At 69.2% G+C, this 21,703-nt stretch carries 16 protein-coding genes and 1 riboswitch; of the genes, 6 read left to right on the top strand and 10 right to left on the bottom strand.

From position 1 onward, the window contains the following. Positions 1–30: 30 nt before the first annotated feature. Positions 31–163, bottom strand: a riboswitch (SAM riboswitch). A gap of 96 nt (positions 164–259) precedes the next feature. From FHU39_RS02845 to FHU39_RS02835, 3 genes are all read right to left on the bottom strand, one after another. Further along, the gene (locus FHU39_RS02845; protein ID WP_183318801.1) at positions 260–1,291 is read right to left on the bottom strand and encodes a DUF4192 domain-containing protein; all 1,032 of its coding nucleotides are present in this window, start codon (positions 1,289–1,291) and stop codon (positions 260–262) included. 99 nt (positions 1,292–1,390) lie between these two features. Then, positions 1,391–1,759 carry a YkvA family protein gene (locus FHU39_RS02840; RefSeq protein WP_221185100.1) on the bottom strand — a complete coding sequence of 123 codons (369 nt, stop codon included), beginning with the start codon at positions 1,757–1,759 and terminating at the stop codon, positions 1,391–1,393. A gap of 1 nt (position 1,760) precedes the next feature. Then, a complete protein-coding gene (locus FHU39_RS02835) occupies positions 1,761–2,468 on the bottom strand; it encodes an EcsC family protein (RefSeq protein WP_183318797.1) in 708 nt (235 codons plus the stop codon). Positions 2,469–2,604: 136 nt separating this feature from the next. On the opposite strand from FHU39_RS02835, the gene FHU39_RS02830 reads away from it, so the two are divergent. From FHU39_RS02830 to FHU39_RS02815, 4 genes are all read left to right on the top strand, one after another. Further along, on the top strand, positions 2,605–3,495 hold the full coding sequence (locus tag FHU39_RS02830) for a sulfurtransferase (protein WP_183318795.1): 891 nt from the start codon (positions 2,605–2,607) through the stop codon (positions 3,493–3,495). Continuing rightward, a complete protein-coding gene (locus FHU39_RS02825) occupies positions 3,492–3,926 on the top strand; it encodes a SufE family protein (protein WP_183318793.1) in 435 nt (144 codons plus the stop codon). Before FHU39_RS02830 ends, FHU39_RS02825 begins: the two co-directional genes overlap by 4 nt. 86 nt (positions 3,927–4,012) lie before the next feature. Beyond that, complete coding sequence (locus FHU39_RS02820; RefSeq protein WP_183318791.1) at positions 4,013–5,536, top strand: hypothetical protein; 1,524 nt, start codon at positions 4,013–4,015, stop codon at positions 5,534–5,536. Between the two features lie 223 nt (positions 5,537–5,759). Beyond that, entirely contained in the window at positions 5,760–7,415 is a 1,656-nt protein-coding gene (locus tag FHU39_RS02815) for a DNA polymerase (RefSeq protein ID WP_183318789.1), read from the top strand. 440 nt (positions 7,416–7,855) lie between these two features. Here FHU39_RS02815 and FHU39_RS02810 read toward each other — a convergent pair whose 3' ends face one another. The 4 genes from FHU39_RS02810 to FHU39_RS02795 all read right to left on the bottom strand — a co-directional run bounded on the left by FHU39_RS02810 (position 7,856) and on the right by FHU39_RS02795 (position 15,334). Next, complete coding sequence (locus FHU39_RS02810; protein WP_183318787.1) at positions 7,856–8,812, bottom strand: PAC2 family protein; 957 nt, start codon at positions 8,810–8,812, stop codon at positions 7,856–7,858. Between the two features lie 62 nt (positions 8,813–8,874). Further along, positions 8,875–12,864 (bottom strand): ATP-dependent RNA helicase HrpA, encoded by a 3,990-nt coding sequence (gene hrpA / locus FHU39_RS02805; protein WP_183318785.1) that lies wholly within the window; start codon positions 12,862–12,864, stop codon positions 8,875–8,877. Between the two features lie 84 nt (positions 12,865–12,948). Continuing rightward, positions 12,949–13,824, bottom strand: a complete 876-nt coding sequence (locus FHU39_RS02800; RefSeq protein WP_183318783.1) for a serine protein kinase RIO — start codon at positions 13,822–13,824, stop codon at positions 12,949–12,951. 181 nt (positions 13,825–14,005) lie between these two features. Then, entirely contained in the window at positions 14,006–15,334 is a 1,329-nt protein-coding gene (locus FHU39_RS02795; protein WP_183318781.1) for a bifunctional o-acetylhomoserine/o-acetylserine sulfhydrylase, read from the bottom strand. 178 nt (positions 15,335–15,512) lie between these two features. On the opposite strand from FHU39_RS02795, the gene FHU39_RS02790 reads away from it, so the two are divergent. Further along, the gene (locus tag FHU39_RS02790) at positions 15,513–15,665 is read left to right on the top strand and encodes a ribbon-helix-helix domain-containing protein (RefSeq protein WP_183318779.1); all 153 of its coding nucleotides are present in this window, start codon (positions 15,513–15,515) and stop codon (positions 15,663–15,665) included. Further along, positions 15,662–16,423: a hypothetical protein gene (locus FHU39_RS02785; protein ID WP_183318777.1), complete on the top strand. Its 762-nt coding sequence runs from the start codon at positions 15,662–15,664 to the stop codon at positions 16,421–16,423. Before FHU39_RS02790 ends, FHU39_RS02785 begins: the two co-directional genes overlap by 4 nt. 144 nt (positions 16,424–16,567) lie before the next feature. Here FHU39_RS02785 and FHU39_RS02780 read toward each other — a convergent pair whose 3' ends face one another. The 3 genes from FHU39_RS02780 to FHU39_RS02770 all read right to left on the bottom strand — a co-directional run bounded on the left by FHU39_RS02780 (position 16,568) and on the right by FHU39_RS02770 (position 21,699). Beyond that, positions 16,568–18,418, bottom strand: coding sequence for a methyltransferase domain-containing protein (locus FHU39_RS02780; protein WP_183318775.1), 1,851 nt, complete (start codon positions 18,416–18,418; stop codon positions 16,568–16,570). 72 nt (positions 18,419–18,490) lie between these two features. Continuing rightward, a complete protein-coding gene (locus FHU39_RS02775; protein WP_183318773.1) occupies positions 18,491–20,245 on the bottom strand; it encodes a methyltransferase domain-containing protein in 1,755 nt (584 codons plus the stop codon). Positions 20,246–20,460: 215 nt separating this feature from the next. Continuing rightward, positions 20,461–21,699: a DUF445 domain-containing protein gene (locus tag FHU39_RS02770; RefSeq protein WP_246336145.1), complete on the bottom strand. Its 1,239-nt coding sequence runs from the start codon at positions 21,697–21,699 to the stop codon at positions 20,461–20,463. Between the last annotated feature and the right edge of the window lie 4 nt (positions 21,700–21,703).

The raw sequence follows: 21,703 nt of genomic DNA, 5'->3' as shown, positions 1-21,703 counted from the left end.
GCCACTCCTCGAGCCCCAAGGGGCCAGGTGGCCCCGCGCTTGCCGAACCGCATGGTGCGGTCGACCTTGTCCTCACCCGGGGCACCCCACCGCGGTGGAGGGTTGCCGCCCAGCCAGCCGGGGCTGTGTCCGCCGAAATCAGCGGACGCTGGGACTCATGACGGGTATGACGGTAGCAAAATCGCGGGACCACGTCGAAGTGGTCGCCGGGTGCGTCTCACGGGGCGGGCAGCGTTCGCCGGTCCGCGCCCCGGTGGTGTCAGGCCGGTCGCTGTTCACCGTCGCCCGGACGCAGCCCGGCGTTCAGCGCCTGCGCGAAAAGCAGCGCGAGACGGCAGTGCCGGTCGATCTCGAGCGCCCGTGCGACCGCGATCGAGGCCAGCGCGCCGTTGCCGCTGGTCCAGCGGATGCCGGCGAGCAGCATCAGCACCGGCACACTGCGGGGCGGTGGGATGCATGCCACCCAGTCCTCCAGTCGTTGACCGAGGGTCGCCACCGGATCGTCGAACGAGTCGACCTCCCGCAACCACATGGGTGGCAGGCCCAGGTGGTGCGGATCGATCGGCGCGTCCACGTCGATCAGCTCCCCGGGCAGGAAGTCGGGCATCAGCCAGGACAGCACCTGGTCGCGGATCGTGATCGAGCCGACGGCGACGGTCGCGGCCGCGAGCGTGTCGACCGGCACCGCGTGGACCGGGGTCAGGCCGTCGAGCATGACCCGGGGCAGCGCCTGCGCGGTGTCGATCGGCAACGGCTCCCCGGCGGTGATCCGTGCCTCGACGGCGCGGGCGACGAGCGGGTGCCGGACCTCGAGCCGTCGAACCAGGTCGGCGCGGTGCTCGGCCGGGACCACACCACGCGCGACCCGCTCGGCCACCGGCGCGACGTCGATCGCGGGCGGCACCGGCGCCCACTCCCGCGGACAGATGTCACAGGAACACTGCTCGGCACGCCACCGCGCCACCCCGTTCTGGACGAGCAGGACGTGCGAGATGTCTGCCGAGATCGCGCGCAGCGAGTCGCCCAGCTCCAGCACGAAGAGCCGGTCCGCGGCACCGAGCCCGTCGTAACAGACCACCAGGACCTCGTCCGGGTCGCTGCGCGCGAACGTGGTCACGACGTGCGCGACCACGTCGGGGACCTCGGCGCTGGTGGGCCGGTCGCACCGGGCGGTGAGGCAGATGTGCCCGGCGCGGATGCCGATCACGACAAGACAGTGCCGGGGGACGAAGCCGAGGTTGTAGGGCAGGTAGGCGACGATCTCGCCGATGCCGTGCACGCTGGAGGTCATGCACCGCAGCGTGCGACGGCGGCCGGGTGGCCGGACAGCGCCCGTCATACCGCCTGGGGAGGGCGACTCACCCCGGCAGGGGGATGTGGACGGCCGCGGTCAGGACAGCCGCTCGCCCTTGATCGTGTCGCCGCGCCGCTGCTCCCATTCCAGGAAACGGTCGGTGTCGCGGGTGAGCGTGCTCGCCAGCCAGGCCAGCACCACGGCGTCGTCGGCCAGCCCCACCACCCCGACCAGGGCCTCGGGCAAAAGGTCGATCGGCGAGACGACATACGCGGCGGCCGCCGCCAGCAACGCAAGGTGCCCCGCGCTGACGCCGGTGTATTCGCCGCGCGCGACCGCCTTGGTCATCCGCGGCAGGCACGCGACCCGGGTGGTGATCGTCGGCCCACCCGGCTCGATCGCTTCCTGCAGCGCATCGGAGATGCGCCGCATCGCGGCCCACCGCACGCTCGGCAGGCGCGGCATGTCAACGTCCCCCGGCGCGCAGCAGTCGCTCGGTGGGCGGGAATTCCTTCCGGGCACCCTTGGCGATGCGCGACAGCAGGAACGCGTCCAGCCCGGCACCCATGACGCCGCCGGCCACCGGGATGCCCTTGCCGAGCTTGGTGAACAGTTTGTCGCCGAGCTGGCCGATCAGCCGGAACCCGACCGCCTTGTTGACCACCATGACCGCGGGCGGCGGCAACTGGCTGCTGGCGAGGTTGGCCAGCCGCCCCGTGCTCACGACGCCGGCCTTGCGGAGCACGTCGTCGGCGTCGCCGCCCACCAGGGTGAGGAGTATGGCGGTGCGCGTGCCGGGATCGGTGAGGTCGTAGCCGCGCAGGTGCGCGATCGCGGCGACCATCCGGGTGTTGATCAGGTAGAAGCCGGTGAGGTTGACCGGCAGCGCGACCGCCATGGTGACGAATCCGCCGAGGCTGGTGACGAACCCGGCGCTCGCCGCGAGCCGCCGGTGCTGGGAGACGACCTTGTCGATCGCCCGCTCGCGGTCGGCGGGGTGGTCCTCGAGCGCGGCCCGGGCCACGTGTTCGGCGCTGTCGAAACCCGCCTTGCCGTCGATGCCGATCGAGATCAGCCGCTGCGACAGGCTGAGCGCGGTTCCCCCGAGCGGCCCCTTGTCGAGGGGAACGGGCTGCTTGCCCTTCTTCTTGCTGCTCTTCTTCCTGCCCACCATTCCCCCATCCTGCCAGCCCGTCGGAGCCGAGGAAGTGACGACAGTAGCCGGTCCCTCGGGCGAAGCCGGCGCGCGGCACGCGCGGGTCGTCATACACGGGTGCGGACCCGCCACTCCCAGGGCGTAACGTTGCGTTATGGCTTACCCCAAGGATTCGAGCGCGGAGCTCGCAGACTACGCACACCCCGAGCGCCTGGTGACCACCGGCTGGCTCGCCGAACAGCTCGCCGGTGACCACCCCGGCCTGGTGGTCCTGGAGTCCGACGAGGACGTCCTGCTCTACGACACGGGCCACATCCCCGGCAGCTTCAAGCTCGATTGGCACACCGACCTGAACGACCCGGTCACCCGTGACTTCGTCGACGGAGAGGCGTTCGCCAAGGTCATGTCCGAGCGGGGTATCGGCCGCGACACCACCGTGGTGATCTACGGCGACAAGTCCAACTGGTGGGCCGCCTACGCGCTGTGGGTGATGACGCTCTTCGGGCACGAGGACGTCCGGCTGCTCGACGGCGGCCGGTCCGCGTGGATGGCCGAGGACCGCGAGATGACCCGCGAGGTGCCGACCGCGAAGGAGGCCGACTACCCGGTCGTCCAGCGCGACGACGCCCCGATCCGCGCGTTCAAGGACGACGTACTGGCGCACCTGGGCAAGGCGATGGTCGACGTGCGCTCCCCCGGCGAGTTCAGCGGCGAACTGCTGCACATGCCCGACTACCCGCAGGAGGGTTCGCTGCGCGGCGGCCACATCCCCGGCGCCCGGTCGGTGCCGTGGGCGAAGGCTGCGCGTGAGGACGGCCGGTTCAAGAGCCGTGCGGACCTGGAGGGGCTCTACCAGTCGGAGCAGCAGCTGGCACCGGACGAGGACGTCGTCGTCTACTGCCGGATCGGCGAGCGCTCCTCGCACACCTGGTTCGTGCTGACGCACCTGCTGGGCTTCGGCAAGGTGCGCAACTACGACGGTTCGTGGACGGAGTGGGGCAACGCGGTGCGCGTCCCGGTCGAACAGGGAGACCCGACCACGTGAGTGCCGACCTCCCCGCGCCGCTGGCCGAGCTGATCGACGACTTCGGCTCGGTCGGGCCGAAGGATCGCCTGCAGCTACTGCTCGAGCTGAGCGAGGAACTGCCCGACCTGCCCGCGCGGTATGCCGACCATCCCGAGCAGTTGGAGCAGGTGCACGAGTGCCAGACACCGCTGTTCCTGGCGGTCGAGGTGACCGACGGGGACGTGCACCTGTTCTTCAACGCGCCCAAGGAAGCGCCGACGACGCGCGGTTTCGCGGGCATCCTGCACACCGGGCTGGACGGGCAGCCGGCACAGGTCGTGCTGGACGTTCCGGACGACATACCCTTCAAATTCGGACTCGCCGAGGCCGTTTCCCCGTTGCGCATGCGGGGAATGGTCGCCATGCTCTCTAGGATCAAGCGGCAGACCAGGGCTCAAGTGGCGGACTGAAGGGGGCCGCGGAGTCCACGACACTGAAATCCGAATGCGTTAGGTTGCGCCATATGAACTCCTTGGGCAATAAGAAGTTACTTGCCGTGCCCGCGGTCGTCGCGGTCATCGGGCTGGTGTTGCTGATCATCGGGCTGCTCAGCGGCTCGAGCGTGAAGCTCACCCAGTTCAGCAACGGCAGCACGTTGTCGATGGACGGCGGCTTCTCGGTCTACAGCCAGACCGCGGCCGATCGCACCGCGACCACCTGCAGCGTCGACGGCACCACGATGGGACGTCCGACCAAGGACTTCTCGGTGACCGTCGACGGCACGAAGTACTACGAGGTGGCGCGCAGCACGGCGTCCAAGGGCTCGGTCACGTGCCAGGACAACTCCGGTTCGTTGTATGCCGGGAAGCGTGCCGACAAGATCGGTGGTGGCTTCCACACCACGGGCATCGTCCTCGGCGTGATCCTGATGGTGCTCGGCATCATCGGTGCCGCGGTGCTGTTCCTGCTCGGCAAGAAGCGGGGCGGGGCCGGCGACTCGACGACCGGTGGCGACGGCTCCTACGGCCAGGCCGGGTACGGCCAGCAGCAGGGCCAGGGGTACGGCCAGCAGCCGGCATACGGCGCGCAGGGCCAGCAGCAGGCGTACAACCAGGGCTACGGGCAGCAGGGCCAGGGCTACGGCCAGCAGCAGGGGTATGGCGCGCAGCAGCAGGCGTACGGCCAGCCCCAGGACCAGCAGCAGGGCTACAACCAGGGGTACGGCCAGCAGCAGGGGTACGCCGGGCAGCAGCAGGGTTACGGCCAGCAGGCCGGCCAGGGCTACGGCCAGCAGCAGGCGCCGAACACGCCGTCCTACGGACAGCCGACGGCGCCGCAGCAGAGCTACGGCCAGCAGGCCCCGCAGGGCTACGGGCAGCAGGGTTACGGCCAGCAGCAGGGTGGTTACGGCCAGCAGCAGGGGCAGTCGCAGGGTCAGCAGGGCTACGACCCGCAGAGCCAGCAGCAGGGTTACGGCCAGGGCCAGGGCGGTTCGCCATACGGTCAGCAGCCGCCGCAGGGTGGCTACGGTCAGCCGGCACCGTACGGGCAGCAGCCCGCGCAGCCCGCACCGTCCGGCACGCCGGAGCAGGCCCCGCAGCAGTCCGCCCAGGACTTCGCGGACGCGCCGACGCAGGCGGTGTCGACGGACGACATCAACGCCCAGGCCGCGCCGTCCGGCGATTCCCCGTCGGCACCGGCCGACAACTCGGAGGCGCCGACGCAGACCGTGTCCAGCGATGAGGTGAACCGGCTTTCCTACGGCCAGGCGTCGACCCCGGCATACGAACAGCCCGGTTACCAGGGCGGGTCACCCAGCCCCTCGACCGGAGACGACCAGGTTCAGCCGCCGTCCTACGGCAGCGGCGACCGCTCCGACGAGCCGACGCAGGCGATCACCGGGCTCCCCCCGTCGACCGGCGCGCAGCCGGGCGATCAGGGTGACATCCACGAGCAGGCCACCACGGCCGTGCCCGCGGTCGACGACCAGCAGGCGCAGAACAACCCGTGGGTGCCGCAGCAGAAGCCGGAGGGCGAGTCCGGCGAGGGTGACGGTCAACAGGGCGGCGGTCAGCACTGACGATCTGCTGACTCCAGCTCGCGACGAGCCCCGCATCGGATATCCGGTGCGGGGCTCTTCGCATGCACCGAGGCGATGTGACGCAAGTCGGCGGACAACGGGGGCGGCTGGCCGGCGCCGGGCCGCGACGGCGCAGTGGTGGCGGGAGCCGTCGTACCGACGCGACATGATGGGTCCAGCGCACCGGCCGTCCGGTGTGCAGGACCCATGCTCGAGGAGACCCATGTCGGTGCGCGGTGCGCTGTATGCCGTGACGGTGCACGGTGACCGGGCGGTGTGCGCAGCGCCGGACGGGGTGCGGTTCGACGGTGCGGTTGCGGACCTGGTGCGCTTCGTCGAGCAGACCGACGCGTCGGTGGCCGACCTGCGGTGGGTGTGGTGGGCGGCCGCCGAGGCTGCGACCCCGCTGGTCCGGGCGGGGCTGCACCTGCGGCGCTGCTGGGACCTGACCGAGGCGCATCGACTGCTGGTGGGTGGCTTCGATGCCGGTGCCGACGAGATCTGGGCCGCCGCGGCCGGACTCGACCCGGCGGAACGTCCGGCGCCATCGTCGGGCGATCTCTTCGACCTGCGACCGGACGACGACGCTGTCGTCGGGTCCGACGGCTACCTCAATCCGTCGTGCCTGCAACCCGATTGGCGGTCGGCGCACCTGGTCGACCTGGCGCGGCTGGCGCTGGTGACCGCGGACCGGCAGGGTGCGCTGCTGGCGGCGCGCCCGCACGGGGTGAGCACGGCGACCAGCGAGTCCGGCGCGGCGCTGCTGTGCGTCGAGCTGACCGAGCACGGGTTGCCGATCGATCGCCCGGTGTTGGAGCGACTCATCACCGCGACAGCCGGTCCGCGGCCGAGGGACGAGGCGCACGCCGATCAGATCCGCGCCGCCCGGGATGAGCTCGTCCTGCAGCACGTGCCAGGTCGCGGGACGACCGACCTGCGCAATCCGGCGCACGTGCGGGATCTGTTGCGGTCCCTGGGTGTTCGTGTGGACGACACGCGGGCGTGGCACCTGGAGCCCTACCGTGACCTGCACCCGGTGGTCGGGGCGCTGCTCGACTGGCGCAAGGCCGAGCGCATCGCCACGACGTACGGGTGGTCCTGGCTGGATCGCTTCGTCGGCACGGACGATCGGCTACGCGGTGCGTGGACGGCGTGCGACGGCGGCGCGGGCCGGATGACGGCCGGCGCCGGCCTGCACAGCCTGCCCACTCCCCTGCGCCCGGGAGTCGCCGCCGCACCGGACCACGTGTTGGTGCGAGCCGACCTCGGCCAGGTCGAACCGCGAGTCCTGGCGGTCGTTTCCGCCGATCCGGACTTCGCGGCCGCAACCGCGCAGGACGACCTGTATGCGACCGTCGCCCAGCAGCTGCACCTGGACCGCCCGGCCGCCAAGATCGCGGTGTTGGCAGCCATGTACGGGCAGACGTCCGGACCGGCCGCCGACGCGCTGCAGCGGATGGAGCGCACCTACCCGCGGGCGCTGCGGTACCTGCGGGCGGCGGCCGAGCGCGGTGAGCACGGCGAACCGGTCGTCACGTATGGCGGACGCCTGGTCCGCAGCAGGCTGGCGGCGGACCAGGCGGGCCGGCGCGCGATCGGCCGGTTCACCCGCAACGCGGTCGTGCAAGGAGCCGCCGCGGAGTTCTTCAAGGCGTGGGCGCTCACCGTCCGGGACGCGGTCCGGCCGTTCGGTGGCCGCATCGTGCTGTGCCTGCACGACGAGTTGCTGGTGCACGCCCCGGCGTCATACGCGACCGAGACCGCGCAAGCGGTGGATGACGCGCTGCAGGCCGCCGCGCGCCGGTGGACGGGCGGCGCCCCGGTGCGGTTCGTCGCCGATCTGAAGGTCGTGCAACGCTGGTCGGAGGCGAAAGGCTGAACGCACCGGCGAGTCGGCGGTGGCGTGGCGGGAGTCGACCCTGGGGGGACCTATGACCGGTTTCCCGGCCGACGGCGTACCGGAGTCGCCCCTGGGGGGACCTATGACCGGTTTCCCGGCCACCCGCGTACCGCAGTCGACCCTGGGGGGACCTATGACCGGTATCCCGACCGACGGCGTACCGGAGTCCACCCTGGGGGGACCTATGACCGGTATCCGGACCGGCGGCGTACCGGAGTCGCCCCTGGGGGGACCTATGACCGGTTTCCCGGCCACCCGCGGACCGGAGTCCACCCTGGGGGGACCTATGACCGGTATCCGGACCGGCGGCGTACCGGAGTCGCCCCTGGGGGGACCTATGACCGGTTTCCCGGCCGACGGCGTACCGCAGTCCACCCTGGGGGGACCTATGACCGGTATCCCGGCCGGCCGCCCGCGGGCTATCTCAGAAAGTCCGGGCCGTCGTAGCCCTTGCCGGGCTCCTCGTCGGTGGTGTGCTCCTCGTCGCGCAGAAACTGCTCCAGCTCCGCGCCGATCTCGTCCGCGCTGGGCAGTTGCGCCATCTCGGTGGCCAGCAGGTTCTGCCGCTTCAGGCCCTCTGTGAAGGCGTCGTACTGCTCCTCCAGCCCGTGCACCACCTCGCCGACCTCGTCGTTCTCCTCGATCTGCTTGGCGATCTCGGCACGATTCAGCCCGGCGATCGCGGCTAACTCCTGGATGGGTATGGCGAGCCCGGTCAGTCCGGTGATCGCCTGCAAGGCGGCGACGGCGGCGTCGCCGAAGTCCATCTGCGCCAGGTAGTGCGGCACGTGGACGGCGAAACCGACGGTGTCGACGCCGGACTCGCCGAGGCGCAGGTGCATCAGGCTGTCCAGCGAGCCGGGGATCTGCACCGCGCCGAAGAGTGCTTCGTTGTCGGGGATCAGCGACGGTTTGCTGGCGAACTTCGTCATACCGACCGGGCGGGTATGCGGCACGCCCATCGGGATGCCCTGTGCGCTGACCACCAGCTGCACCCCGAGCCGGCGGATCAGCTGGCGGATCGCCTCGATCATCCGCTCCCACTGGTAGTCCGGCTCCGGGCCGGCCAGCAGGTAGAAGGGCGTGCCCTCGGCGTCGATCATCCGGTAGAGCAGCAGCGTGGGGTCGGCGTAGTCGGTGAAGTGGTCACGGTCGAAGGTCATCACCGGCCGCCGGCCGCGGTAGTCGAGCAGCTGGTCGACGTCGAACGACGCGACGACGGTGTGCTCGAGGGTGCCGAGCAGGTGCCCGGTCAGCAGTTGCTGGGTGTTGCCGGCGTCGATGAGTCCGCCGAGCGACACCACCATGGTGTGTGCGCCGAGCGCACTGGCGTGGGTGTCGGTCTCGAGCTGGTAGAGCTCTCGCGGGTCTTGCACGACATACTCCTGGATCGGGGGGCTTCATCAGTGCGAACGCCGCGCGGCGCCGCGGGATTCCCTCAGCGCCCGGTCGCGTCCTCCACCGCGTCCATGGCCTTGAAGATCCGCTTCGCCGAGACGGGTCGCGCGGTGCCCAGGCGCTGCGCGAAGAGGCTCACCCGCAGCTCCTCGATCTGCCAGCGCAGGTCCATCACGTCCGGGTCGGTATGGCGGGCGGCGGGCACCGCGGCCAGCACCTTCTGCCGCTCCTCCTCGACGACCGCGACCTCGTCGGCACGCTGGCGGTCACGCGCCAGGTCCCCCGGTGCCTTGTCGATCCGCACCAGCATCGCGCGCAGGTACCTGTCCAGGTCGCGCAGCCGCGCCAGGCCGGTGCCGGCGACGAACCCGGGGTGGACCAGGTCGGCCCGTTGCCGCTCCAGTTCGGCGCGCAGGCCGGTGAGCGACGACTGCGTCATCGCATCCAGCGCCAGCCGGACCTCGCGGGCGTGGTCGAGCACCGGAGCCAGCGCCTCGACGACCGCGACGACGCGGGGCGCGAGCTGCTGCCGCACGACCCGCAGCGCCTCGTCGAACTGCGCACCCTCGCGGACGGTGCCGTCCGGCAGGTCGCGGGCGACGATGTCGTCGACGGCCGCCGCGAGGACGTCGTCCATCAGGACGCGCATGCCGCCGTGCGGGTTGTTGCCGAGCGCCAGCCGCTGACGCGTCGTGAAGAGTCCTTCGATGCGTTTCCACGGCACATCGACATTGAGCAGGATCAGCCGGCGTATGCCGAGGCGGGTCGCGTGCGCCTGCTCGGACGCCGTCGGCAACACCTCCAGCGACACGGTGTCGCCGTGGTCGACGAGCGACGGGAAACCCTGGATGGTGCGCTTGCCGTGCCGCTGCTCGTACGTCGCCGGGAGGCGGCCGAGGTCGCCCCAGGCGGTGAGGCCGGTGCGCTCGATGTCCGCCGCCGCCCGGGACACGGCACCGCGCACCTTGCCCGCGAGCTGCTCCTGCAGCGCCTCGAGGTCCTTGCCCTCGGCGAGCTTGCGGCCGCGGGAGTCCTCGACCCGGAAGGTGATCCGCAGGTGGTCGGGGACGCGGCTCCAGTCCCACTCCCCCGGCGCCACCGCGACCCCGGTCGCAGCACGCAGCGCGTGACCGAGCTCATCGGTGATCGGCCCGGCGTCCGGGTCGAGCCGGGCCAGGACGCGACGGGCGTGGTCGGGTGCCGGGACGAAGTTGCGCCGGGTCGCCTTCGGCAGCGCCCGGATGAGCGCAGTCACGAGCTCCTCGCGCAGACCGGGCACCAGCCAGTCGAACCCGTCGGGTGTCACCTGGTTGAGCTGGTCGAGCGGCAGGTGGACCGTCACCCCGTCGGCGTCCGCGCCCGGCTCGAACTGGTAGGTGAGGCGCAGCTTCAGGTCGCCCTGGCGCCACGTCTTCGGGTAGTCGGTCGCATCGACGGCGTCCGCCTCGTCACGCAGCAGGGTGTCCTCGGTGAGCGTCAGCAGCTTCGGGTCCTGGCGTTGCTCCTGCTTCCACCACGAGTCGAAATGCGCTGCTGAGACGATGGATCCGGGGATGCGAGCGTCGTAGAAGTCGAAGAGTTCGTCGTCACCCACGAGGAGGTCGCGGCGCCGCGCGCGTGCCTCCAGGTCGGCGATCCGCGCCACCAGCTGGCGGTTGTCGCGGAAGAACTGGTGCCGGGTCTCCCAGTCACCCTCGACCAGTGCGTTGCGGATGAACAGCTCCCGGGAGAGCTCCGGGTCGACCGTGCCGTACGCGACCAGTCGCCCGGCGACGAGCGGGACGCCATACAGCGTGACGCGCTCGGCGGCCATCACGGCGCCGCGTTTGCGCGACCAATGTGGCTCTGCGTACTGCCTTTTCACCAAATGCTCGCCGAGCCGCTCGGCCCAGGCGGGGTCGATGCGCGCGTTCGTGCGGGCCCACAGCCGGGTGGTCTCAACGAGTTCGGCGGACATCACGTAGTCGGGCTGCCGCCGGAAGAGGGTGGATCCGGGCTGGATGGAGAAGCGCGCGCCACGCGAGCCCTGGTAGTCGCGTTTGTCCGGGTCGCGCAGCCCGATCTGCGACAGCAGCCCGCTCAGCAGCGCCTGGTGGATGGCGTCCTCCCCTGCCGGGTTGTCGCTCGGCATGAGGTGCTGCCGTTTGGTGATCTGCTTCAGCTGTGCGTGCAGGTCCTGCCACTCCCGGATCCGCAGGTAGTGCAGGTATTCGCGCTTGCACATGCGGCGGAAAGCACTGCTGGACAACGCCTTCCGCTGCTCCTTAATGTAGCGCCACAGATTCAGCAGGGTCAGGAAGTCGCTCGTCTCGTGCTTGAACCGAGCATGCGACTGATCGGCCTGTGCCTGCGCCTCGGCAGGGCGTTCGCGGACGTCCTGGATGGACAGTGCGGCGACGATGACCAGCACCTCGCGCAGCGAACCGTTCTCGGCCGCGGCGACCAGCATGCGCGCCATCCGCGGGTCGACCGGGAGCGCGGCCAGCGTCCGCCCGGTCCTGGTCAACCGTCGACCCTGTTGCGTCCCACGCTCCTCCACAGCGCCGAGTTCCTGCAGCAGCCGCACGCCGTCGGTGACCTGCCGCGGATCCGGTGGCTCGATGAACGGGAACCGGCTCACGTCGCCCAGGCCGAGGGAAGTCATCTGCAGGATGACCGACGCGAGATTCGTGCGCAGGATCTCCGGCTCGGTGAAATCCGGCCGGGCGTCGAAGTCGGCCTCGGAGTAGAGCCGGATGCAGACACCGTCTGCGACGCGGCCGCAGCGGCCGGAACGCTGGCGGGCGGACGCCTTGGAGATCGGCTCGATCGGCAGGCGCTGCACCTTGGTGCGCTGGCTGAAGCGCGAGATGCGTGCGGTGCCGGTGTCCACGACATACCGGATGCCGGGGACGGTGAGCGAGGTCTCGGCGACGTTGGTGGCCAAGATGATCCGCCGTTTCCCTGACCGGCTGAAGACGCGGTGCTGCTCGGCCGCGGACAGCCGGGCGTACAGCGGCAGGATCTCGGTCGACGGCAGCTCCAGAGCGGTCAACGCGTCTGCGGCGTCACGGATCTCACGCTCACCGGAACAGAACACCAGAACGTCCTGCGGACCTCCGTCCCCACGGGCTTCGGTCCACAGCTCGGTCACCGCGTCGGCGATGCCGGTGACCTGGTCGACGTCCACCTCCTGCCCGCTGAGTTCTTGGTCGCTCCTCCTCGGACTCCGCTTCGGCCGGGTGCTCGCACGCTCGCCCCCAACCTCCGCTGCGTCCTTCGTCACAGTCTCGACCTCGCGCACCAGCGGGCGGTAGCGGACCTCCACCGGATACGTGCGGCCGGACACCTCGATCACCGGCACCGGCGGGCGGCCCTCGATCGTGAAGTGGTCCGCGAAGCGCTGCGGGTCGATGGTCGCAGAGGTGATGATCACCTTCAGGTCGGGGCGGCGGGGCAACAGCTGCCGCAGGTAGCCCAGGATGAAGTCGATGTTGAGCGACCGCTCGTGCGCCTCGTCGATGATCAGCGTGTCGTAGCGGCGCAGGTCCCGGTCGTGCTGCAGCTCCGAGAGCAGCACGCCGTCGGTCATCACCTTGACCAGCGAGTCCTTGGTGGAGTGATCGGCGAATCGCACCTGATAGCCGATGGTTTCGCCGAGCGTGACGTCCAACTCCTCGGCGATCCGCTCGGCGACGGAGCGTGCCGCGATGCGCCGCGGCTGGGTGTGCCCGATCAGGCCGTCCAGCCCGCGCCCGAGCTCCAGGCAGATCTTCGGCAGCTGGGTCGTCTTGCCGGAGCCGGTCTCTCCTGCGATGACGACGACCTGGTGGTCACGGATCGCGTCGGCGATCTCGTCCCGTGCGGCGCTGACCGGCAACTGCGGTGGATAGCCGATCGTCGGCACGAGGGTGCTGCGGTGCTCGTGGCGTGCGCTGCGCTGCTCCGGTGTCTCGCGCGGCGGCCGGCGGTTGCCCTGTCGTCCGCCGCTGCGGCCGCGACGGCCGCGGGACCGGCGGCTGGAGGGCGCGGTGGGGTCAGGTGTCGTCATGGTGATCCCGGCCATTGTCGCAAACCCGGATGACGCGCGTCGCACGCATTTCGCCGCACCGCCCGGACGCACCGCCATACCTGCTCAGACCGAGCGCGCCACCACCTCCCCGAAGAGGTCCTCACCGTCGACGTCCAGTCCGCGGGCGACGAACCACTTGGCGACGTTCATGCAATCGCGTTGCAGCATGTCCATGCCGTGCGGGTTGCCGAAGAGGTCGACGGTCTGGGGCAGATCGATCAGCACCAGGCGCTCACCCGCCACCAGCAGGTTGTATGCCGACAGGTCGCCGTGCACGCACCCCAGCCCGGCCAGGCCGGTGATGGTGTCGCACAGCTGGACCCACAGCGACTCCAACAGGTTTCGATCCGGACGTGTCGCGGCCAGCCGAGGCGCAGGCGCTCCGTCGCTGTCGGTGATGAGCTCCATCAGGATCTCGGTGCCGTCGACCTGGGCGGGGTAGGGCACCGGCAGTCCGGCCCGGTGGAAGCGCACCAGCGCCTCCCACTCCGCCCACGCCCACATGCCGGCCGCGACGGTCTTGCCGAAGGACGTGCTCTTGGCGAGCGCACGTGCCTCGCGGCCGCCCTTCTTGGGCAGCTTGCGGCCCTCCGTGTACGCGGTGTTGCGGTGGAACGTGCGGTGGGTGTTGTCGCGGTAGCGCTTCGCAGCCAGGACCACGCTCCGGTCGTCGAGCGGCGCGGACCGCTCGAGCAGGAAGACGTCGGCCTCCTTGCCGGTCTTCAGCACCCCGAGCTCGGTGTCGACCGCGGCATCATCGGTGATGATCCAGTCCGGCCACGGTTCGGGACCGCGGCTGAGCGGCTGACAACTGCCCCAGGTGGACCAGCGCTGGCCGGGTTCGAGATCACCGATCTGCTGGTAGTCGAAGGTGAATCGCGCATCGAGCGCGCCGTCGAGGTCGTCAGTGGAGGCAGACGCCTCCGGGTGGTGCGTCATACGGGAAGCTCCGATCGAGAAGGCGGAAGGTGGGCAGACTGCCCCGGACTTCGGTCATGACTGACTCCTCTCGATCTGGACGGCTGCAGCCGTCGGTGCGTGTGCGCCCACCCTGTCGGCCCTTTCGCAGGCGGTCAACCGATTATTCGATCAACCACGGATCGACCGGCATACCGAACGGTCAGGCACCCTTGGCTGCGCTGAAGCCCTGCGCGAGATCGGCGATGATGTCGTCGACGTGCTCGATGCCGACGGACAGGCGGACGAGCCCGGGTGTCACCCCGGCGGCCAGCCGGTCCTCGTCCGGGCCCTGCGAGTGCGTGGTCGACGCGGGGTGGATCGCCAGCGAACGCACGTCGCCCATGTTGGCGACGTGCGAGTGCAACGTCAGCGCCTCGACGAACTTCCTGCCCGCCTCGACCCCTCCGGCGATCTCGAACGCCAGCACCGCTCCGGCCCCGAGCGGCGTGTATTTCTGCGCCAGTTCGTAGTATTCGTTGTCCGGCAGCGAGGCCCACCGGACCGACTCGACCTGGTCGTGCCCCTGCAACCACTCGGCGACCCTGCGGGCGTTCGCGATGTGTCGCTCCACACGCAGGCTGAGCGTCTCCATGCCCTGCTCGATCAGAAACGAGTTGAACGGCGAGATCGCGGCACCCATGTCGCGCAGCAACTCCACGCGCGCCTTGAGGATGTAGGCGAGGTTCGCCCCGAGCGGGCTGCCGACTCCGAGGTCCCGGGCGTAGACGAGGCCGTGGTAGGACTCGTCCGGGGTGTTGAAGCCCGGGAACTTCTCCGGATCCTTGGCGAAGTCGAAGTTGCCACTGTCGACGATCACGCCTCCGATCGCGGTGCCATGGCCGCCGAGATACTTGGTCGCGGAGTGGATGACGATGTCGGCCCCGTGCTCGATCGGACGCAACACGTAGGGCGTTGCGATGGTGTTGTCGACGATCATCGGCACTCCGTGGTCGTGCGCAACACCGGCGACCAGCTCGATGTCGAGGATCTCCGACTTCGGGTTCGAGATGGTCTCCGCAAAGACCAGCTTGGTGTTGGGGCGGAACGCTGCGGCCCAACCCTCCGCGTCGGTGCGGTCCTCGACGAACGTGGTCTCGATGCCGAGCCTGGCCAACGTGTGCTTCAGCAGGTTGTAGGTGCCGCCATACAGGCTCGGGCTCGCGACGATATGGTCGCCGGCCCCGACGATGTTCAGGAAGGCGAGCGTCTCCGCCGCCTGACCGGACGAGACCAGCAGTGCGCCGACGCCGCCTTCCAGGCTGGCAACGCGCTTCTCCGCGACGTCGGTGGTCGGGTTCATCAGCCGCGTGTAGATGTTGCCGAATTCCTTGAGCCCGAAGAGATTCGCCGCGTGCTCGGTGTCGTTGAACTGGAACGACGTGGTCTGGTAGATCGGCAGCGCCAGCGAGCCGGTGGTGGGGTCCGCAGACTGTCCCGCGTGAATCTGCCGCGTCTCGAACGACCAGTCGAGTGTTGCGTCGGTGCTCATGATGAACCTCCGTGCTCGATTCGGCCCCAGCGATCCGGGTTGTCGGCTGGCAGCCGTGACCTGGCCCAGATGTTAACCCGGTGTGCGGGAGGGCGTTCCGGCCCGCTCGACGTGCGGATCACCGGCGTGGGGGTCGGCCGCCCTTGACCTGCATTCGCTACTTAGTTAGATTGCTAGCATGCCAGCAAGCGAGAAGACGCAGTTCAACGTGTATCTCCCACCGGACCTGATCCGCGCGGTCAAGCACCGCGCGATCGACGACAGCATGAGCCTCTCGGCACTCGTCGAGCAGGCGCTGCGCAACTACCTTGATCAAGGAGCCATCCGATGACCCTCTTCGTGCAACCCATCCGTTTCACCGACAACCTCGACGATGTGACGAAACTCCTGGTGTCACTGGGGCTTTCGGTCAACATCACCAGCGACAAGGGCGGCTGGGTGGAGCTGTCCGGGCAGACAGGCACCGTCGCCCTGCACAGCGCCTCCGACTCGGCCATGGGCGTGCCGCCCGGCGCGACCTGCCTGTCCTTCGCGGAGACCGAACTCGAAGCATTGGCACGGCAACTCGTCGCGAGCGGCTTTGCCAACGACGGGCACCCGGACGAGTCGATGGTGTATGACGAGGCCTACGGCCGTGCGATCACGATCACCCTCGGCGGCGACCAGCTCGTCATCAACGGTCGGTCCGACGATCTGTACGGCTACTCCAGCACCGGCATCGAGCCCGGCATCGGCGACCTCCGGGTCACCCCGATCCGCTTCGTGGACGACCAGGCTCCCGACCGGCGGCTGCTCGAGGCGCTCGGTTTCACGGTCGTCGGTGACGCCGGCGAGCACTTCACCCAACTCACGCTCCCGGGTGCCGGCGGCTCGGTCGGCCTGCACCACACCGGTGGCGGGATTCCCGTCATACCAACGCCGTTCGCGGTGCAGCTGACCTTCGAGACGACCATTCCGCTGGCCGAGATCATCCAGCGCTCCGAGGCTGCCGGCGCGAGCGCGCAACTGCACGAGTCCGAGTTCGGCGACTACGTGACCATCAGCGACCCGGACGGCCAGGAGATCCAGGTGCACGCAGCCTCGGCATGACGACGGCCTGTGAGCGCGGGATCGCGCTCTCGTCGGCGATGTGTCATTCGCGGCCCAATCCTCGGCCGTCGTGACGAGATCCGTTCCCACAGCATGCTTCTCGTGCCGCGAGTCGACGACGTGGGAATGGCCGTACGGCGACCATCAGTCCGACGGCCTGCCGCGGAACCGTGCCACGACCCGGTAGAGGATCGGGTCCTCGTCACCGTACGGCGACAATCCGTCCGACTCCTGATCACTGACCACCTGGAAACCGCACCGCCCTTCCAACGCCGCCCGGAACTCGGCCGCGCTCTGGAAACGCCGGTAATGGTTCCCGAACGTCTTCTTCCGCTTCTCGTCCTTGTCGGTCCGGAACTCCGCCGCGAACACGTCCCCCGCACGCGCCACCGACCGGATGTGCGCCAGCACCTCCTCCTGCACCTCAGCGGTGACCGAGTGCAGGAAGAACCGCAGATAGAACAACACGTTTCCTGCGTGCTGGCCCCGGAACCGCTCGAGAACGGCCCCCAGAGCGGCCGGATCCGAGACGTCACACACCTCGAACACCGCCCGATCCGCGACACCCAACTGCTCGGCGCGGGCCGTCGCACCCTGCACGGCAACCGCCGACTGATCGATACCCAACACGGTGCGCCCACTCTGCGCGAACGCGAACGAATCATGGCCGTCACCACACCCGATGTCGACCACCGCCCCAGGCAGCCCGTCGAGTTCGCTCACCGCGGCGAAGAACGTCGACCCCCCACTACTCGTGTGATGCGCATAGAAATTCGACCAGTACACCCGGTCGCGTTGCACGATCGTCAGGATCCCGTCCTCGGCAACCTCTCTGCGGGCGTGCCACCAGTGGAAACCCGGCTTCGGCAGCCGCCAGTCGTCCCCATAGATGTGGGCGACCAGCGGTTCCGGGTTGATCGGCCGCAGCACCTGGCCGCCGGAGAAGTCGACCGGCTCGGTGCCGACGAAGTCGTCCGTGGTGTAACCGCGGGTTCCGGCGACACCCCATGGGAACCGCAACCGCCCGCCCGGATCGAAGTAGAGGTGGAAGAGATCGATGCGGTACGTGCGATCCTCCGGGTCGTGGATGTGCAGCACCCGTTGCCGCAGGTCGACCTCGAACCCCACCTCGATCAGTGCCATGGCGATGTCCACGAGTTCCTCGGCCGCTTCGCGACCGGTGCGATAGCGCGAGATGTATGCCGAGTCGAAGTCGGCGTCATGGCTGATGTAACCGCCCTCGCGCACCGACCCGAGCAACGTCCCGTAGGCGATGAACACGTCATACCCGAAACGCTCGGCGACGACCTCACGCACTGTGGAGTAGATCGCGGCGATCCGTTGCTGCCACTGCGTATCGAGCCGTTTGGAGAGCATGATCCGACCCGTCTGGGTCAGCGTGTACCCCTGATCCAACTTGCGCCGTAACGCCCGGAGGTTGGAGGCACCGTCGGTGCGTGCCCGGAAGAAGAGCCCGTGCCCCGTGATCGGCAACGGTTGCCCGTCGAAGGTCACGCTGATCCGGTCGCCCTTGTTCAGGTAGGGCCAGATCTCCCGGATCTGGAACGAGAACGTTCTCGCCTCGTAGCCGTCGGGAGCGTTCCGGCGCCCGTCCACCCGACCGGCGGCCACCCCGGCGCCGGCCCGCCGCGGGCGTGTTGCCGCCTGCGCCGACGGCGGCCCTTCGTCCTCCGGGGCAAGCCGCATCCCGCTCAGGGTGCCCTCCGCGGTCGGATAGGTGGAGGAGAGCTCGATCGATCCGAGCTGCAGAGTGACCGGTGCCGGGGCGGTTTGGACCGACACCATCACCCAGCCGGCGATCTGGGTGTCCCCCAGACGCTCGACCATCCCGACGGCGGGCCGTGCCGACCCGGTCAGTTGCTCGTGAACCCGGCCGCGAACCACCCGGGTCGCCCGCCGCCACCGCAGCAGTCTGGTGCGTTGTCCCTCGGGGATCCTGTCGATCACCTGTCGCCGTACCGATGCCTTCGACATCCGTTCGTCACCTCCCCAGATTGTGCTGTGGCCATACCGTCCGGCTATGGCTGACCCGGTCCACCGCCCGCGTCACTCCCGGAACCGTGCCACGACCCGGTAGAGGATCGGGTCCTCGTCACCGTACGGCGACAATCCGTCCGACTCCTGATCACTGACCACCTGGAAACCGAACCGCCCTTCCAACGCCGCCCGGAACTCGGCCGCGCTCTGGAAACGCCGGTAATGGTTCCCGAACGTCTTCTTCCGCTTCTCGTCCTTGTCGGTCCGGAACTCCGCCGCGAACACGTCCCCCGCACGCGCCACCGACCGGATGTGCGCCAGCACCTCCTCCTGCACCTCAGCGGTGACCGAGTGCAGGAAGAACCGCAGATAGAACAACACGTTTCCTGCGTGCTGGCCCCGGAACCGCTCGAGAACGGCCCCCAGAGCGGCCGGATCCGAGACGTCACACACCTCGAACACCGCCCGATCCGCGACACCCAACTGCTCGGCGCGGGCCGTCGCACCCTGCACGGCAACCGCCGACTGATCGATACCCAACACGGTGCGCCCACTCTGCGCGAACGCGAACGAATCATGGCCGTCACCACACCCGATGTCGACCACCGCCCCAGGCAGCCCGTCGAGTTCGCTCACCGCGGCGAAGAACGTCGACCCCCCACTACTCGTGTGATGCGCATAGAAATTCGACCAGTAGACCCGGTCGCGCTCAGCCGTTGTGAGCACGGCGTCGTCGGCGACGTCGGTGCGCGCATGCGGCCAGTGGAACGCGGGTTTGGGCAGTCGCCAGTCGTCCCCGTAGAGGTGGGCGACCAGCGGTTCCGGATTGATCGGCCGCAGCACTTCGCCGCCGGGAAGGTCGACCAGTTCGGTGCCGACGAAGTCGTCCGTGGTGTAACCGCGCGTCCCGGCGACACCCCAGGGGAACCGTAGGCGCCCTTCGGGGTCGAAGTACAGGTGGAACACATCGATGCGGTACGAGGGGTCCTCGGGGTCGTGCACGTGGAGCAGACGCTGCCTCAGGTCGACCTCGAGGCCGGCATCGATCAATGTCATGGCGACGTCCAGCAACTCCTCGGCCGCTTCCCGACCGGTGTGGAATTGGGAGATGTATGCCGAGTCGAAGTCCGCGTCGTGACTGATGTAACCACCTTCCCGCACCGACCCGAGCAAGGTCCCGTACGCGATGAACACGTCATACCCGTATCGTTCGGCGACGACCTCGCGAACCTTCGTGTAGAGGCCGGCGACCCGACGTTGCCACTCCTCGTCGAGCCGCTTCGACAGCACGATCTCGCCCATCTGGGTGAGGATGAAGCCCTCGTCAAGGCGCTCTTGCAGCAGCCTCAGGTTGTATTTGCCGTCCTTGGTGGCGCTGAAGTAGATCCCGTGTCCGCTGATCGGAAGCGGCTGTCCCTTGTACCTGACGGTGACGCGGTTGCCCTGCCGCAGATATGCCCAGATGTCACGAACCTTGAAGGTGAAGGACCGTTCCTCGAATCCGTCACGAACATTCCGGCGACCGTCCGCGCGGCCAACTGCGACGCCGGATCCCACGGCCCGCTTGAGCGCGGTGCCCTGCGCGGTCGGCGGACGCGCACTGTCCTGAGCGATCTCCATACGGGCCAGAGCGCCACCCGGCGTGGGGTAGGTGGAGGAGAGCTTGATCGGGCCGAGGTGCAGGCTCACCGGTGCCGGTGGTGCCGAGGTCGGCACCATCACCCATCCGAATATCTGCGCCTCGCCCAGCCGCTCAACCATACCGATCACCCGGGCGGGTGGCTTCTTGACGGGCCGACCGGGCTTGCCCTGCAGCTCGTTCACGGCGCGCTGCACTCGGCGTAGCCCGTTGCGAGGCCGCTGCGGGATCTGATCGAGCACACGCCGCCGCAACGATGCCATTCGCCAACCAACCTCTCCGGACAACGCATTCGTGGGTTCGAGGTTGCCTCTCACTCCTTGGAGTTCAGTCAACATACCTGCAACGTGCCCCCGGTTGGGTCCGAATCTACGGCCGGGGTGGTTTCTCGTCCGCGCTGTCAGAGCAACTGCGCGAGCGAGTAGATCACCAGACCGACCAGGCCGCCCACCACGGTGCCGTTGATCCGGATGAACTGCAGGTCACGCCCGACGTGCAGCTCGATCCGGCGGGAGGCTTCGTCGCCGTCCCAGCGCTCGATGGTCTGGGAGATGACGGTCGAGATCTCGTGCCCGTAGGTCGTGACGACGTGCCCGGAGATCTCGCCGAGACGCCGGTCCAGCGAGGCGCGCAGATTGTCGTCGGTGACGATCCGGTTGCCCAGGTCCGAGATCGCCCGCACGAGGCGCTCGCGCAGATCGCTCTCGGGGTCGTCGAGCGACTCCACCACCACGCGTTTGATCGACTGCCACATGGCCACCAGCGAGTCACCGACCGACGGGTGGGACAGGACGCGCACCTTGAGCGTCTCGGCACGCTCCATGGTGGCGGGGTCGTTCTGCAGGTTGTCGGCGAGCTTGGCCAGCAGGTCGTCGATCGCGCGACGCACCTGGTGGTCCGGGGTGTCGCGTATGTCGGCCAACCACCGCACCAGTTCCACGTGCAGACGCGCGGCGACCGTGTCATCCAGCCAACGCGGCGACCACCACGGCGCCCGGCTCCCGATCAGCGAGGTCACCGTCGGTTCGTTGTCACGCACCCAGTCGTGCAGTTCGCGGACGACCAGGTCGACCACCTGACGGTGCGAGTCGTCCCGGACGACACCTTCGAGCAGGCTGCCGAGCAGTGGCGAGACCGGCTCGCGCGCGAGCCGCGGCAGCAGCACCCGGCCGAGGAAATCCCCCACCTCGGCGTCGCTGATCGAGTTGATGCCCTTGGCGAGCGCGGGCGCCGACTCGGTGACCACCCGCCCGGCGTTCGCCGGGTCCGACAACCACCGGCCGACCCGCATCGGGACCTGCGCGGTCGCCAGGCGCTGCTGGACGTTCTCCGCGGTGAGGAAGTTGTCGGTGACGAAATCCTCGAGGCTGTGCCCGATGCTGTCCTTGCGCTCGGGGATGATCGCGGTGTGCGGGACCTTCAGACCGAGCGGGTGCCGGAACAGCGCCGTGACCGCGAACCAGTCGGCGACGGCACCGACCATCGCCGCTTCGGCGGCGGCGTTGACATAGCCCCAGACGCCGCCCCGGCCATGGGTCACGACGAAGACGACCGCGGCCAGCACGAGCAGTGAGCTCGCGGTCAGCCGCATCCTGCGCAACCGGGTGCGGCGCTGTTCGTCGGCGGGGCTCAGCGTCATACCC

Source organism: Flexivirga oryzae (assembly GCF_014190805.1).
Classification (GTDB): Bacteria; Actinomycetota; Actinomycetes; order Actinomycetales; family Dermatophilaceae; genus Flexivirga; species Flexivirga oryzae.
Note: the sequence above shows the minus strand (reverse complement) of the source record. Positions and strands in the feature narration are given on the sequence as shown.